This is a genomic window from Vibrio lentus (genome assembly GCF_002875945.1).
GTDB classification, from domain to species: Bacteria; Pseudomonadota; Gammaproteobacteria; order Enterobacterales; family Vibrionaceae; genus Vibrio; species Vibrio apostichopi.
On the sequence record NZ_MCZK01000015.1, the window covers coordinates 1 to 13,072 of the forward strand.

Here is a 13,072-nt window from a genome sequence, read left to right on the forward strand (position 1 = left end):
TTGCACAAAAACTTGGAGTACTAAAAGGCGAAAGAGACCTCCTAAGATATTGTTTTATAACAGATTAAAGCTAATTAATCAGAATGGTATTAGACGTTTCGTGATGAACATGCTCAAACAATGTGACTGTGGAGATCCAAGCCAAAGAGTGAAGTGAAAGAAAGCTGGATGGAGCAACGATTATCAGGGTAACCCATTAAGCTGTAGGTACTACAGTTTAGTTTTTATCAACGCGAGCAGAGAATATTTGAACCTTAAGCTAATTTAGGTTGTGATAATGGCACTACATTCTCAATGGTAAGAGTTTGCAATTTTTCACCCCAAGCCTGCAATACAGATAACTGCTCATCAAGATAGTTATGGTGATTGTAAACTCTTAACATTCCCGGTAGCTGGTGGCCTACTGTTTTTTCGATCGCCACAATATCCAATCCCATCTCACTACAGCGGCTAATGAAAGTACGTCGTAGATCGTGTGGAGAGAATCGTTCAAAATCGGCTGGTAGATTACGTTTGATCAACGCACGTACTGCTGCTGGCTCTTGAACTTTATCTACCGTTAGCTGAGGCCAGACCAACTTCCACTTACTTGGCACATTTGTACGCTGCTCATTGAGAAGAGTAAGCAGATAATCACTTAAAGGGATTTTGCGACTTTCCGGGCTTTTGGTGTGACGATCCTCTGAACTTGCTGGCAATAACCACACCTTCTCTTTCAGATCTAACTCACTCCAACGCATTTCAAGCACGGCACTAATACGTTGCCCACAACCAAGTAAGAACTGCATCAAACAGATGTTAGAAGAGTCTGTACGCCAAGAATGAATACTCGTTAACAAAATTTTTAGTTCAGAAAAGCTCAAATTACGTTTTGTGACTTTAGAGCCGCCACCAACGTCTTTTGCTTTCAGTTGTGGTGCAGGATGAGTTTCAAGCATATTTAGCGCTAAGGCATGGTTAATCACTTGATTAATAATTTTATGGCAAGCAGCGATGGCTCCAGCCATACGCTTTCCATCCTTATCAACCTTCGCATCAAAGACCCTATTGAGGTCATATATACTTAAATCTGCCAATTTGATGTTACCGAGAATTGGCTTGATATCTCGATTGTAAATGATCCTCGACTGGTCGCCCCGTAGCTGTTTTGAAAGACGTTTTTCATCGAAGCTAATAAACGCATCATCAAAGGTCTTCGCTTCATCCTGCGCTCGTTTCTCGATATCCAGTTCAACCTTTGGATTCTTACCATTCTCCAACCAACTTCGATAACGACCAGCTTCCTTTCGCGCCTGGTCTAATGTCATCCCGCGTTCTGGTTTAATCTTAATGTATCGACCCATAGAGATTTTTTCGTGTTTCTTCCCTACTTGAAAACGAAAGATCCAGGTCATTGTGCCCGTTGGACGAACTCGAATGTTCAATCCTTCAACCTTTTTATCGGGGATCGAGTATTCCTTACCCTGTGGCTTCAATGCTTGCAGCGTTGCATTGGTACTGATTCGTTTTGTCATCATTGGAAAACCTCTGCATTTCTGGGTACGGCTCTGGGTACGGCGTGGGGTACGGGAAGCATCGAGTTTCTATTGTACGGCTTTGGACTCTAACGGACAACGAGATCATTAAAATAACTATAAATCATAATGTTACAGTTAAAAAATATAACTCTGTAGACGTTAAAGGACTAAAGGATCCATATACGCACCACATGGAAGCCGGTGTATTCCTAGAGCGTAAAGCATAAATCTCGCTCTCTAGGTCGTACAGCAGATACAAAAAAACGAGCCAATTGGCTCGTTTTTTTATTTATACGTTGGTTTAAGCGGTTTTACCGATAAAGCCTAGCTTCTTACCTACCCAAGCGAGTAGCAGCATCGCGACAATAATCGCAAAGAAGTTTGAACCTGCATCAGGGTGTTGTGCTTTCACAAAAGCCGAGTGGCCAAATGCACCCACAAAGAAACAAGCTAAACCCACTAATGGAATATCTTCAGATACTGGATTCGTTAGGTATTCTTGGTAAAGCGCTTGTACAGCCAAAACTAAAGCAATCAGCGGAAAAATAGAGAAGCCCACTTCGCTCATTGTTACCCAAGATAACAGTGCATCACCACACACACCTGCAACAACAGCAAGTACGAGTGTCTTTCTTTCAGAACCACGGTTTACAGTATTATTTTCATTCGACATTATTCAATCCCGCCTTTTAATCGGTTACGTTCACGTTCTTTACGATACCAAAAAGCCCCTTTGGCCATCATTCGCAATTGCATGATCAAGCGATCAGCCAATTCATCTCGCTGACGTCGATCTAAATCTAATGCTTCTGCCCCTGAGTTGAAGACCAAAATGACGGAGGCTTCAGCTTGAGTAAAAGCTTCATCTCGTGTCATGCCAGTCGTTATCAAATATTCGGTTAACTCAGCAGAGAAGTGCTGTATCTCACGAGCTACCGCTGCACGAAACTCAAACGAAGTTCCTGAGCGCTCTCGCAATAACAGTCTGAATACGTTTGGACTGCTTTCAATGAATTCCATAAAGGTTTCAACCGATGTGCGAATCACACTGCCTTCTTTGACTATGCGTTGCCTAGCTTGTCGCATTAGCTGGCGCAATAGTAAGCCACCTTCATCAACCATGGTTAAGCCAAGCTCATCCATGTCTTTGAAGTGACGATAAAAGGAAGTCGGTGCTATTCCAGCCTCACGAGCGACTTCTCTCAAGCTTAGATTGGAAAAACTACGATCAGCACTGAGTTGGCTAAATGCCGCATCGATTAAGCTACGACGAGTTTTTTCTTTTTGCTGTGCGCGAATGCCCATTGGTTTCATACTTTATCAACATCTTCTTTTACAGCCTAAACAGGCATGTCTAATACTCTCTTCAATATAACGCGAATCACTTATTTATATAAGGCACTCTGGTTATATAAGACACTCAACATACCTCTTTGTTCACGTACCGAAGTAAATACGTTCGAAGAAAAAATTTCAATCTCCACACTGTCATTTGGAGACATACGACATACCAAATATTATTTTTTCGATAACACTGCGTGATCCCACCGACTCTCTGATGCCCTTTTCATGTACCCAAGAACAGAATCAGTTAAAATCTCGCTAAAGCAATGTTAATCAAATATAACAAGGAAGATATCTATGCCGCACTCCAACCACTTTGATGTAATCGTAATTGGTAGTGGCCCCGGAGGCGAAGGGGCAGCGATGGGATTAACCAAAGCCGGGTTGAACGTTGCAATCATTGAGAAAGAGAGCAGCGTTGGTGGTGGTTGTACTCACTGGGGAACCATTCCTTCAAAAGCACTGCGTCATGCCGTGAGTCGTATTATTGAATTCAACAGCAACCCGCTGTTTTGTCAGAACAACAAAAGCATTCACTCAACCTTCTCCAACATACTGGGTCATGCTAAATCAGTCATAGATAAGCAAACTCGACTGCGCCAAGGTTTCTACGATCGCAACCAATGTACACTGGTATTCGGTACTGCCCGTTTTATCGATACCAACACTATTTCTGTTTTACAAAGCGATGGTACTGAAGAACATTACAGCGCAGACAAGTTTGTTATCGCGACAGGCTCTCGCCCTTATCAGCCAGACAACGTCGACTTCCTACACGAACGTATCTACGACAGCGATTCTATTCTTTCTCTTAAACACGACCCTCAACACATCATCATTTATGGTGCTGGTGTTATCGGTTGTGAGTACGCGTCGATCTTCCGTGGTTTAGGCGTAAAAACCGATCTCATCAATACTCGAGACCGCTTACTGTCATTCCTAGATAATGAAACTTCAGATGCGCTTTCTTACCACTTCTGGAACAGTGGCGTCGTAATTCGTAACGATGAAACCTTTGAGAAAATTGAAGGCACTGATGACGGTGTAATCATTCACCTAGAGTCAGGTAAGAAAATGCGTGCTGATTGCCTACTGTATGCCAATGGCCGAACAGGTAACACAGACAAACTCAACCTTGGTGCTGTAGGGCTAGAATCGGATTCACGTGGTCAAGTGTCGGTTAACAGCAACTACCAAACCAGTATCAACCACGTTTATGCCGTGGGTGATGTAATTGGCTACCCTAGCTTGGCTAGTGCTGCCTATGACCAAGGTCGTTTCGTGGCTCAAGCAATAGTGAAAGGCGAAGCGGAAGGCCATCTGATTGAAGACATTCCAACGGGCATCTACACCATCCCGGAGATCAGCTCTGTTGGTAAAACAGAGCAAGAGCTTACCGCCGCGAAGGTTCCTTACGAAGTTGGACGCTCTTCATTCAAACACCTCGCTCGTGCACAAATCGCGGGTAAAGATATTGGTAGCTTAAAAATCCTATTCCACCGTGAAACCAAAGAGATTTTAGGTATCCACGTGTTTGGTGAGCGTGCTGCGGAAATCATCCACATCGGTCAGGCGATCATGGAACAGAAAGGCGAAGCAAATACCATCGAGTACTTTGTGAATACAACCTTCAACTATCCAACAATGGCCGAAGCTTATCGCGTCGCAGCGCTGAACGGACTTAACCGTTTATTCTAAACAAAGAACCAACAGGACTATTTGACCACCTGTAGGCCAAATACATAAACAGCAAGCCATGAGCTTGCTGTTTTTATTTAAACCACTGAATTATATAGCCATGTGAGTAATTAGATCATGATGTTCTAAATACCATTTTACCTGCACAGCTTCTCTTTTTCGCTCCCTGAACTAGTCTAGCTAAGCTATCTAAGTAAGCTAAGCGAGAAACTCTCCTTTCTTCCATTGAGAAACAAATAAAACACCAAGACCAATCCCACGCATCGCCATAAAGCTCAACATTGCTAACCACAGCGCATGGTTTTCTAAACCTGATGCTAAGTAGAAAATTGCAAAGAAACTGCAGGTGGCCACAAACATACTGTTACGCATATCTTTGCCTTTGGTCGCGCCCACGAAAATACCGTCCAGCAAGAAGCACCACATAGAAACGAGTGGCATCGCAATCAACCATGGTAAATAAACTTCAGCCTGAGTCTTAACTTCTGGGATTGTGGTGATCATATTAATCAAACTAGACCCAGCAATCGCGAACACTATGGTCAGCACCAAACAAATATTGAAGCTCCAAAAGAAGGTGCCTATCAAAGACTGATTTAGCTCATCTTTATCTTTCGCGCCGATCGCTTTACCGACCATGGCTTCCATGGCGTAGGCAAAACCATCCATCCCATAAGAGATGATCATCAAGAAACTCATCAGTACCGCATTGGCTGCCACCACATCATCACCAAAGCTTGCGCCCTGGAAAGTCATAAAAGTAAAAGTGGCTTGTAAACACAATGAACGGAGAAAGATATCGCGATTCAGCTTTACGAAACGACTCAAGCCTTGACTGGTTTTCTTAAGCAGCTCCCATGGGGATGGCAGTTGCCTCTTCATCCAGATTCGATACACACAAATTAAGCCAAACGTTAGACCCGCATAATCCGCAATCACCGATGCCAACGCAGCGCCTTCAACTTGCCAGCCGAGGCCAATCACAAATACGATATCTAAAACGATGTTGGTGATATTAGTAATGATCACCATCCACATAGGTGCTTTGGCATTTTGGGTTCCGAGTAGCCAACCTAACAGTACAAAGTTAGTCAACGCAGCAGGCGCACTCCATGCTCGGATCGAGAAATATTGCTGACCATAGTGTTTCACTTGGTCACTAGCACTACTCAGAGAGAAAACCGCATCCGCAACGAAGCTGTGCAATAGCAAAAAGACACCAGCAAACCCTAAGGCCATGGTCACGCCTTGCACAAAGACTAAGCCAAGCTGCTTACCATCGTTCGCCCCATAAGATTGCGCGGCCAGTCCGGTCGTCGACATTCGTAGGAAGCCAAGCAACCAAAAAGTCACACTGATCATAGTGCCACCCAAGGCCACACCACCTAAATACCAAGAATGCTCTAAGTGACCGATAACCGCAGCGTCGACTAAACCCAGTAGAGGAACCGTAATATTGGAAAGAACCATCGGGATCGCGAGCAAAAGCACTTTTTTGTGCATCGCTTGATTGGATAGAGTTTGAAAAATAGTTTGGGGATTAAATAGCTTCACGATCACCTCTTTGATTAGAGGCGATAGTTTAACCTAGTGAGTGTGCTTTCACTATGTTGTGTACTTTATGTCTTGGTTAGCTTTTCCCAAGCTATCTGTTGATAGAAGAAGCTAGCATTACCATTTAACCAGTACTAATTGAGGAGTTAAACGCTTTTTAAACTGAGAAATCTTACACAACAATCGCTGCCATAACTTCCAACGATTACATTGCTGCTCTAATGGTGAAAATGACTTAACCCATTGCGCCCATGGCAACCAATTAAGAACACTATCTATTGGTGAAGACAACCCGTGAGCATATTCACCAGATCCTAGCTTCTTCCCCAACGTACTTGAGCTCTTATCTCCAGCCAATACTAAGCAGGCGTGGGCATGAGTAAAATAACGACTGAGAGACTGAATAAAATGTGCCGTCTGCTGTTCGTTGCAATCAAGCAGAGCATGTTCACACACCACCATCACTGAGGCTTGCTCTGGAATGTTCAATTCATCGAGCCACGTCAGATCGTCAACCGAGCCACATTCCAAACGATAGCGTTCATTTTTGTGGAACAAGCGTTGGCGCCAAACTAGGTTCTCTGTGACATCTAATTCAACCCAATGACAACGACCATTATCTAAACGGTAGAAACGCGTATCGAGCCCGGCTCCAACATTAATGATCCAAGCATCTGGATTATGAGATAAAAACTGCTGAACTTGAGAATCGCAAAGCTGAGTCAATGTGGCATAGAGAAGTTGTTGCTGGTCGAGTTCACCGGTAAGACATTCAGGCGCTAGTTGGCAACGCTTACAGGCTTGAGCTGCAATAGGATCATAAACTAGACCATCATCGGCAAGACTTTCGCGACTGCGAAACCAAAGGTGTTGAACGAGATTGGTCGGAACTTGAAATTCTTGATGTGCAGACCTTTGATCAGAAGAAGTCTTTTGATCAGAGGAGCGCGGCTTACGAATAAGCGGCTTCATTTGAGGTTTGGTTGGGTTTGGCATCATCATCTTCCTTGTATCTCGACAAAGAAGATGATAATGAATATCAATTACAATAACAAGTTATTGAGAATAAATATCAATAATCTGCTTGTAATGACTACATCCAGTCCGTGTTACGAATAATACCAACCGCAAGCCCTTCAATAGACAAGTGTTGGGACTCTAGGTCCACATGAATTGGAGAAAACTCTTCATTTTCAGCATGTAACAGAACGGTAGAACCTTTGCGTTCTAGGCGTTTTACCGTTACATCATCATCGACACGAGCAACGACAACTTGTCCATCACGCACGTCTTGTGTTTTATGCACGGCCAGTAAATCGCCATCCATAATACCGATGTCTTTCATACTTTCGCCATTTACGCGAAGTAAGAAGTCAGCTTGTGGCTTAAACATACCTGGGTCAACTTGATAATGCATTTCTACATGCTCTTGAGCCAAAATAGGCTCGCCAGCGGCAACCTGACCGATTAATGGTAAACCTTGCTCTTCGTTCGCTGCATCTTCAAGCAAAATACGAATACCGCGAGACGCACCCGGGATAATCTCAATCGCTTCTTTACGAGCAAGAGCTTTCAAATGTTCTTCTGCAGCATTAGCAGAACGGAAGCCTAGTTCGCGTGCAATTTCTGCGCGTGTCGGTGGCATACCGAAATCGTCAATCTTACTTTTGATAAGATCGAAAACTTGTTGTTGGCGGGGCGTTAACGGCTTCATGATTCACCTGTCTTTTTATACAGTTGACTGTGAGTATATCCAGTAACCGAACAAAAGCAAAGCAATTGGTTGTTTTTAGTTCATTTTTCAAAAATCACAAAAATAAAATGTCTAGCCAAACATAACCCGCCAAGCCTAAACAGACAAAAACCGCAGCAGAACCGGCATCTTTAGCCATGCCCGCTAGCTCATGATGTTCACTGCCAATTCGATCAACGACTGCTTCAATCGCCGTGTTGATCAACTCGACCACGACCACTAACACAACGGCCGCAATCATTAAGATACGCTCTACCTGGCCCACATCTAAGTAGAACGCCAGTGGGATTAACACCGCTGCCATAAATACTTCTTGGCGAAATGCCGCCTCGTTTTTAAATGAGCTAGTGATGCCTTGCCATGAAAAGCCTGCTGCTTTCACTATGCGTTTGAATCCGGTGTTTGATTTTTTGCTCATTTTTAACCCTATACTCAATCAGTCGATGAATGATTTTAAACAAACTTAACGGCAATATGACTATTTCCATTAAAAGGTTAGACCAGTTTCTGGTATTCTTGCATCGATTAAATTTACGCCTAGGCTTATCCCTATTTCACTCACAGGATTTATCCTTTCATCATAGAAATAGAGATACGCTTAAGCACATTGAAATAACTATTGAGGCAGTGAACCTATATGTCTTCTGGACAATCTTTTTCACGTTCATTAATGAAGCTACCTTTATCCGTTTTGGTAAAGGGCACATCAATACCTTCGAATCCGGTTGAGGATTTGAACATTGATTTAGGCAAACCGATTGTATACGCCTTACCATTTCGCTCAAGTGTCGACCTACTTACGCTGCAAAAGCATGCGCTGGAATTGGGCTTACCCGATCCTTTTAGCAAGCTTGAAATAAACGGCAAATCACTGCAACGCTTCGTGTTCATCTCTTCACGCAAAACATTGCTGCAAGACGATGACTATGTTCCAAGCTCTTCAATTGAAGTTTTCTCTGAGCTGCTTTCACTGCATGCTGAAGACTCAGAGCTTGATGTTCAAGTTATCCCAGCAACCGTCTTGTGGGGACGTAAACCAGGTAAAGAGAATAACCAGAAACCTTACCTACAAGCAATGAACGGCTTAGAAAAATCAAAAGCCGTATTACTGGCTGGTCGTGACTGTCTGGTTCGCTTTAGTCCGGTTGTCTCTCTACGCTACATGGCCAACTCACACGGTACTGATAGCACTATCGCGCACAAGCTTGCTCGCGTGGCACGTATTCACTTCTCTCGTCAAAAGCTTGCAGCATCAGGTCCTAACCTGCCAAGCCGCCAAGCACTGTTCGACCGCCTGTTAAAATCAGAAGCAATCAAGAAGGCGATAGAAGACGAAGCTGAAGCAAAAAATATTTCCATAGAGAAAGCGAGCAAAGAAGCTCAGGACATCATGGATGAGATCGCAGCTAACTTCTCTTACTCGTTAATTAAACGCGGTGAGAAGATTCTTGGTTGGTTGTGGAATAAGTTGTACCAAGGTCTGCATATTAGCAACGCTTCAACGGTTCGTAAGCTAGCTCAAGACGGTCACGAGATTGTTTACGTGCCTTGTCACCGTAGCCACATGGATTACTTGCTGCTTTCTTATGTGCTTTATCATGAAGGCATGGTGCCTCCGCACATCGCTGCGGGTATTAACCTCAACTTCTTCCCTGCCGGTCCTATTTTCCGTCACGGCGGTGCGTTCTTTATTCGTCGTAGCTTCAAAGGCAACAAGCTTTACTCAACGATTTTCCGTGAATACCTAGCCGAACTGTTCGCTAAAGGTTACTCAGTTGAGTACTTCAGTGAAGGTGGTCGTTCTCGTACAGGTCGTCTACTGCAAGCGAAAACGGGCATGCTAGCGATGACCATTCAAGCGATGCTGCGTGGTATGAACCGTCCTGTAACTTTGGTTCCTGTGTACATCGGTTATGAACACGTAATGGAAGTGGCGACTTACGCCAAAGAGCTGCGTGGTAAGCGCAAAGAGAAAGAGAATGCGAGCCTTGTGATTCGTACTCTGCGTAAGCTGCGCAACTTTGGTAAAGGTTATGTGAACTTTGGTGAGCCGATTCAGCTTAACCAATACCTGAACGAGCACGCGCCAGAGTGGACTAAAGACATCGATCCAATGGGCACCAGCAAACCACAATGGATGAACCCTGTGGTTAACGATCTGGCGACTAAGATGATGACGCACATTAATGATGCAGCAGCGACCAATGCACTGACACTCTGTGCGACCGCACTACTCGCTTCTCGACAGCGTGCATTGTCTCGTGATTCTTTGGTTTCTCAAATCAACTGCTACCTGTCTCTGCTTAAGAATGTTCCTTACTCGGATACATTCACAGTGCCTAAAGACAGCGCTGAAGATCTGGTAAAACACGCAGAGTCATTGAACAAGTTCTTGATTGAATCAGACACGATGGGCGACATCATTTCACTTGATCGTCACCAATCGATTCTGATGACTTACTACCGTAATAACATCATCCACTTGTTTGCACTGCCATCATTCATTGCTCAGATGACAATTCGCCAGCGTGGTATCTCAATCGCGAATATTCAGAAGAATGTCGCGGCGATCTACCCGTTCTTGAAGAAAGAGCTGTTCTTAAGCTATGACGAAGATCAGCTTGAAGATGTTGTTGCGAACATCATTAATGAGCTAGTCAACCAAGGCATGATTGTCGTTTCTGACGGTGAAGTAACAATCAACCAATCAAACAGCCAAGCACTGATGCTGTTAGGTCGCACGATTTCAGAGACTTTACAGCGTTACTCAATTGCGTTGAATCTGTTGGCAGAGAATCCTGATCTTGATAAATCCGATCTTGAGCAGAAGAGCCAAGACATCGCACAACGACTAGGCCGCTTGCATGGTATCAATGCGCCAGAGTTCTTCGACAAAGGTGTATTCGCATCAATGTTTGCGACACTGAAACAGCAGCAATATCTTGATAACGATGGTAACTGTGATTTAGAAAAGACTCAGCAATTCGCTAAGCTTCTTTACTCGATGCTTTACCCAGAAGTCCGTCTAACGATTCAAGAGAGTATTCACCAAGCAGAGTAACCTCTTGCTATACCGTGAATCTTTGTTCAAGGTTTGATTGAACACGATCGAAAAAGGCACCCAATGGGTGCCTTTTTATTTGGAGCGGATTCAGTTATCAACGTTTACCAGAAAGTAATAAATAAGCCTGCTGTCACTGCCATCCCAACGTAGTTGTTGTTTAGAAAAGCTTGGAAACATAAGTCTCGGTCACGATGACGCATCAAATGTTGTTGATACACAAACAAGCTACCGGCCACCAACAAAGCCCAATAGAAGGTATCACCCAACTGGTAATGCATGCCTAGCGCAATCAGCATCGCCAGTGTCACTAATTGTAAGAAGCCAACGATAAGCTTGTCGAAGCGGCCAAATAAAATGGCGGTCGATTTGATACCAATTTTAAGGTCATCGTCTCGATCCACCATCGCATATTGCGTGTCGTAGGCTATCGTCCAAAGCGCATTAATCACGAAAATAAACCACACTACATTTGGCAGTTCATTGGTTTGAGCAGCCCACGCCATTGGAATCGCCCAACTAAAAGCTAACCCAAGAAACAGTTGTGGAAGATGTGTAAAACGCTTCATGAAAGGATAGATAAAGGCTAAGCCAACACCGATAACAGAAAGCTTAATCGTCAGCGGGTTCATGGTTAACACCAACAAGAATGAAACCACCGCTAATACTAAGAAAAGTAATATCGCTTCTTTACTGGAAACTAAACCAGAAGGTAATGGGCGCTGCTTGGTGCGTTTTACATGACCATCGACTTTGCGATCAGCAAAATCATTGATCACACAGCCCGCCGAGCGCATCAACACGACGCCGAGCACGAAAACAACCAAGACATCAAAATCAGGCACGCCTTGCGCGGCAATAATCAGAGACCATAAGGTCGGCCAAAGGAGTAATAAGGTACCAATTGGGCGATTCATTCGCGTTAACTGCCAATACGCTTTCGCTTTGGTGGCCAGCATTTACACATTCTCCTTAGAGTAAATTGGGGCTGTGGGTAAAAACAACTCTGCCACAAGCATTGGCTTATGGTTCATCCATAATCGAGAGCGGCGCGCGAGCAATCGCTCATCGCCTGCAGTAACCCAACCGACTTGCAGCGCATCTCGCTTCACGTTCTCAGCGCTGAAAACCGTTAAACCAAGCGGGACATTCCCTTGTTGAGAAAGGTCAGAATGCTGATCGTCTAGCGTGACTCTTGGAATTAAGGTACGACCTAACACCCACGGGGTATCATCACCCTTTAAAATTACTTTACGCAGCAAGCAATCAAATGATGATAAAAGATGTTCCTCGTCAGGTTGGAGCATTGAGCGCTCGACAACTTGATTATGAAGCAACTCAACAGATAAATGCTGACAGCACTCCCCTAACTTTCGGGAAAGAGAACCTTGCTCCATCAGCCACTCTTTGGTGGTTTCATTAGGAAAATCAAATGTTTCTGTACTTTGCCAATCTACATTCATTAACGAATTAAGATACAGCGATATTGGCTGATTCATACTAGTATTCAATAGGTGACTTTACACGTACAATAAAGCTTCAACTTTCGAACAAAATTAAAGCGTTCTTCGAATTGTAAACGTATTTAGATTTAGACCGCTCATTGTAACAAGACAAACGCGTTTCGAATATCGCGAATAAACTAAAGAAAAGTCACAAATATGCACAAACGTTATGTAGCCCAAATATTTCTTGCGATTACCCTACTATTTTCAGCATCAAGTTTTGCAGAAGAAGAGTCTGGACCTAAACTCGCCTACTTCACACTAGAGCCTGACCTCACTACCAATTTTTACACTAAAGGTAAAAATCTTGGCTATATTCAGGTACGCCTCGACATCATGGTAGCAAACAGTGATGACCTAGCGGCCATTGAGCATCACCAACCTTTGATTCGTGATGCAGTGATTGAATTACTTGGCAAACAAAACGAAGAAACCATTAAATCGTTGTCTGGTCGTGAAGATTTAAGAAAAAGCCTAGTTGAGCACCTCAACAAGATTCTGCTTCCGGAAACAGGCAAAACGATCATTGCTGACTTACTGTTTACCAAATACCTCTACCAGTAACAGTCATTACCAATAGATTCCAAATAAAAAAGCGGCCAGTGGCCGCTTTTTTGTTGTTATCGTTTCTCTATCAATG

The 13,072-nt window shown here is 43.8% G+C and carries 12 protein-coding genes; 3 read left to right on the top strand and 9 right to left on the bottom strand.

The features are described 5' to 3' along the window. Positions 1-254: 254 nt before the first annotated feature. From BCT49_RS01510 to fabR, 3 genes are all read right to left on the bottom strand, one after another. Positions 255-1,514 carry a tyrosine-type recombinase/integrase gene (locus BCT49_RS01510; protein ID WP_102433907.1) on the bottom strand — a complete coding sequence of 420 codons (1,260 nt, stop codon included), beginning with the start codon at positions 1,512-1,514 and terminating at the stop codon, positions 255-257. A gap of 304 nt (positions 1,515-1,818) precedes the next feature. Further along, entirely contained in the window at positions 1,819-2,190 is a 372-nt protein-coding gene (locus BCT49_RS01515; protein WP_004736696.1) for a YijD family membrane protein, read from the bottom strand. After that, positions 2,190-2,831 carry an HTH-type transcriptional repressor FabR gene (gene fabR / locus BCT49_RS01520; protein WP_004736697.1) on the bottom strand — a complete coding sequence of 214 codons (642 nt, stop codon included), beginning with the start codon at positions 2,829-2,831 and terminating at the stop codon, positions 2,190-2,192. The genes BCT49_RS01515 and fabR overlap by 1 nt, the downstream gene beginning before the upstream one ends. 327 nt (positions 2,832-3,158) lie before the next feature. Here fabR and sthA point away from each other — a divergent pair, with 327 nt between their 5' ends. After that, on the top strand, positions 3,159-4,559 hold the full coding sequence (gene sthA, locus BCT49_RS01530) for a Si-specific NAD(P)(+) transhydrogenase (RefSeq protein WP_102433876.1): 1,401 nt from the start codon (positions 3,159-3,161) through the stop codon (positions 4,557-4,559). A 198-nt stretch (positions 4,560-4,757) separates the two neighbouring features. Here sthA and dinF read toward each other — a convergent pair whose 3' ends face one another. The 4 genes from dinF to BCT49_RS01550 all read right to left on the bottom strand — a co-directional run bounded on the left by dinF (position 4,758) and on the right by BCT49_RS01550 (position 8,284). Continuing rightward, positions 4,758-6,113 carry an MATE family efflux transporter DinF gene (gene dinF / locus BCT49_RS01535; RefSeq protein ID WP_198595802.1) on the bottom strand — a complete coding sequence of 452 codons (1,356 nt, stop codon included), beginning with the start codon at positions 6,111-6,113 and terminating at the stop codon, positions 4,758-4,760. 117 nt (positions 6,114-6,230) lie between these two features. Beyond that, positions 6,231-7,109: a class I SAM-dependent methyltransferase gene (locus tag BCT49_RS01540; RefSeq protein WP_102433877.1), complete on the bottom strand. Its 879-nt coding sequence runs from the start codon at positions 7,107-7,109 to the stop codon at positions 6,231-6,233. A gap of 97 nt (positions 7,110-7,206) precedes the next feature. After that, positions 7,207-7,827 (bottom strand): transcriptional repressor LexA, encoded by a 621-nt coding sequence (lexA, locus tag BCT49_RS01545; RefSeq protein WP_017104719.1) that lies wholly within the window; start codon positions 7,825-7,827, stop codon positions 7,207-7,209. Positions 7,828-7,921: 94 nt separating this feature from the next. Beyond that, the gene (locus tag BCT49_RS01550; protein WP_029225659.1) at positions 7,922-8,284 is read right to left on the bottom strand and encodes a diacylglycerol kinase; all 363 of its coding nucleotides are present in this window, start codon (positions 8,282-8,284) and stop codon (positions 7,922-7,924) included. Between the two features lie 219 nt (positions 8,285-8,503). Between BCT49_RS01550 and plsB the strand changes: the two genes are divergently transcribed. Next, positions 8,504-10,927, top strand: coding sequence for a glycerol-3-phosphate 1-O-acyltransferase PlsB (gene plsB / locus BCT49_RS01555; protein WP_102433878.1), 2,424 nt, complete (start codon positions 8,504-8,506; stop codon positions 10,925-10,927). Between the two features lie 104 nt (positions 10,928-11,031). Here plsB and ubiA read toward each other — a convergent pair whose 3' ends face one another. Beyond that, on the bottom strand, positions 11,032-11,886 hold the full coding sequence (gene ubiA, locus BCT49_RS01560; RefSeq protein WP_102433879.1) for a 4-hydroxybenzoate octaprenyltransferase: 855 nt from the start codon (positions 11,884-11,886) through the stop codon (positions 11,032-11,034). Further along, positions 11,887-12,426 carry a chorismate lyase gene (locus BCT49_RS01565; protein WP_198595803.1) on the bottom strand — a complete coding sequence of 180 codons (540 nt, stop codon included), beginning with the start codon at positions 12,424-12,426 and terminating at the stop codon, positions 11,887-11,889. Positions 12,427-12,588: 162 nt separating this feature from the next. Between BCT49_RS01565 and BCT49_RS01570 the strand changes: the two genes are divergently transcribed. After that, a complete protein-coding gene (locus BCT49_RS01570) occupies positions 12,589-12,996 on the top strand; it encodes a flagellar basal body-associated protein FliL (protein WP_102433881.1) in 408 nt (135 codons plus the stop codon). Positions 12,997-13,072 lie beyond the last annotated feature (76 nt).

What these genes read in the sequence shown, in the direction of transcription:
- sthA (WP_102433876.1), top strand. Translation starts at nt 3,159, where the DNA reads ATGCCGCACTCCAACCACTTTGATGTAATCGTAATTGGTAGTGGCCCC.
- fabR (WP_004736697.1), bottom strand. Translation starts at nt 2,831, where the DNA reads ATGAAACCAATGGGCATTCGCGCACAGCAAAAAGAAAAAACTCGTCGT.
- BCT49_RS01510 (WP_102433907.1), bottom strand. Translation starts at nt 1,514, where the DNA reads ATGACAAAACGAATCAGTACCAATGCAACGCTGCAAGCATTGAAGCCA.
- BCT49_RS01550 (WP_029225659.1), bottom strand. Translation starts at nt 8,284, where the DNA reads ATGAGCAAAAAATCAAACACCGGATTCAAACGCATAGTGAAAGCAGCA.
- lexA (WP_017104719.1), bottom strand. Translation starts at nt 7,827, where the DNA reads ATGAAGCCGTTAACGCCCCGCCAACAACAAGTTTTCGATCTTATCAAA.
- ubiA (WP_102433879.1), bottom strand. Translation starts at nt 11,886, where the DNA reads ATGCTGGCCACCAAAGCGAAAGCGTATTGGCAGTTAACGCGAATGAAT.
- plsB (WP_102433878.1), top strand. Translation starts at nt 8,504, where the DNA reads ATGTCTTCTGGACAATCTTTTTCACGTTCATTAATGAAGCTACCTTTA.
- BCT49_RS01515 (WP_004736696.1), bottom strand. Translation starts at nt 2,190, where the DNA reads ATGTCGAATGAAAATAATACTGTAAACCGTGGTTCTGAAAGAAAGACA.
- BCT49_RS01570 (WP_102433881.1), top strand. Translation starts at nt 12,589, where the DNA reads ATGCACAAACGTTATGTAGCCCAAATATTTCTTGCGATTACCCTACTA.
- BCT49_RS01540 (WP_102433877.1), bottom strand. Translation starts at nt 7,109, where the DNA reads ATGCCAAACCCAACCAAACCTCAAATGAAGCCGCTTATTCGTAAGCCG.
- BCT49_RS01565 (WP_198595803.1), bottom strand. Translation starts at nt 12,426, where the DNA reads ATGAATCAGCCAATATCGCTGTATCTTAATTCGTTAATGAATGTAGAT.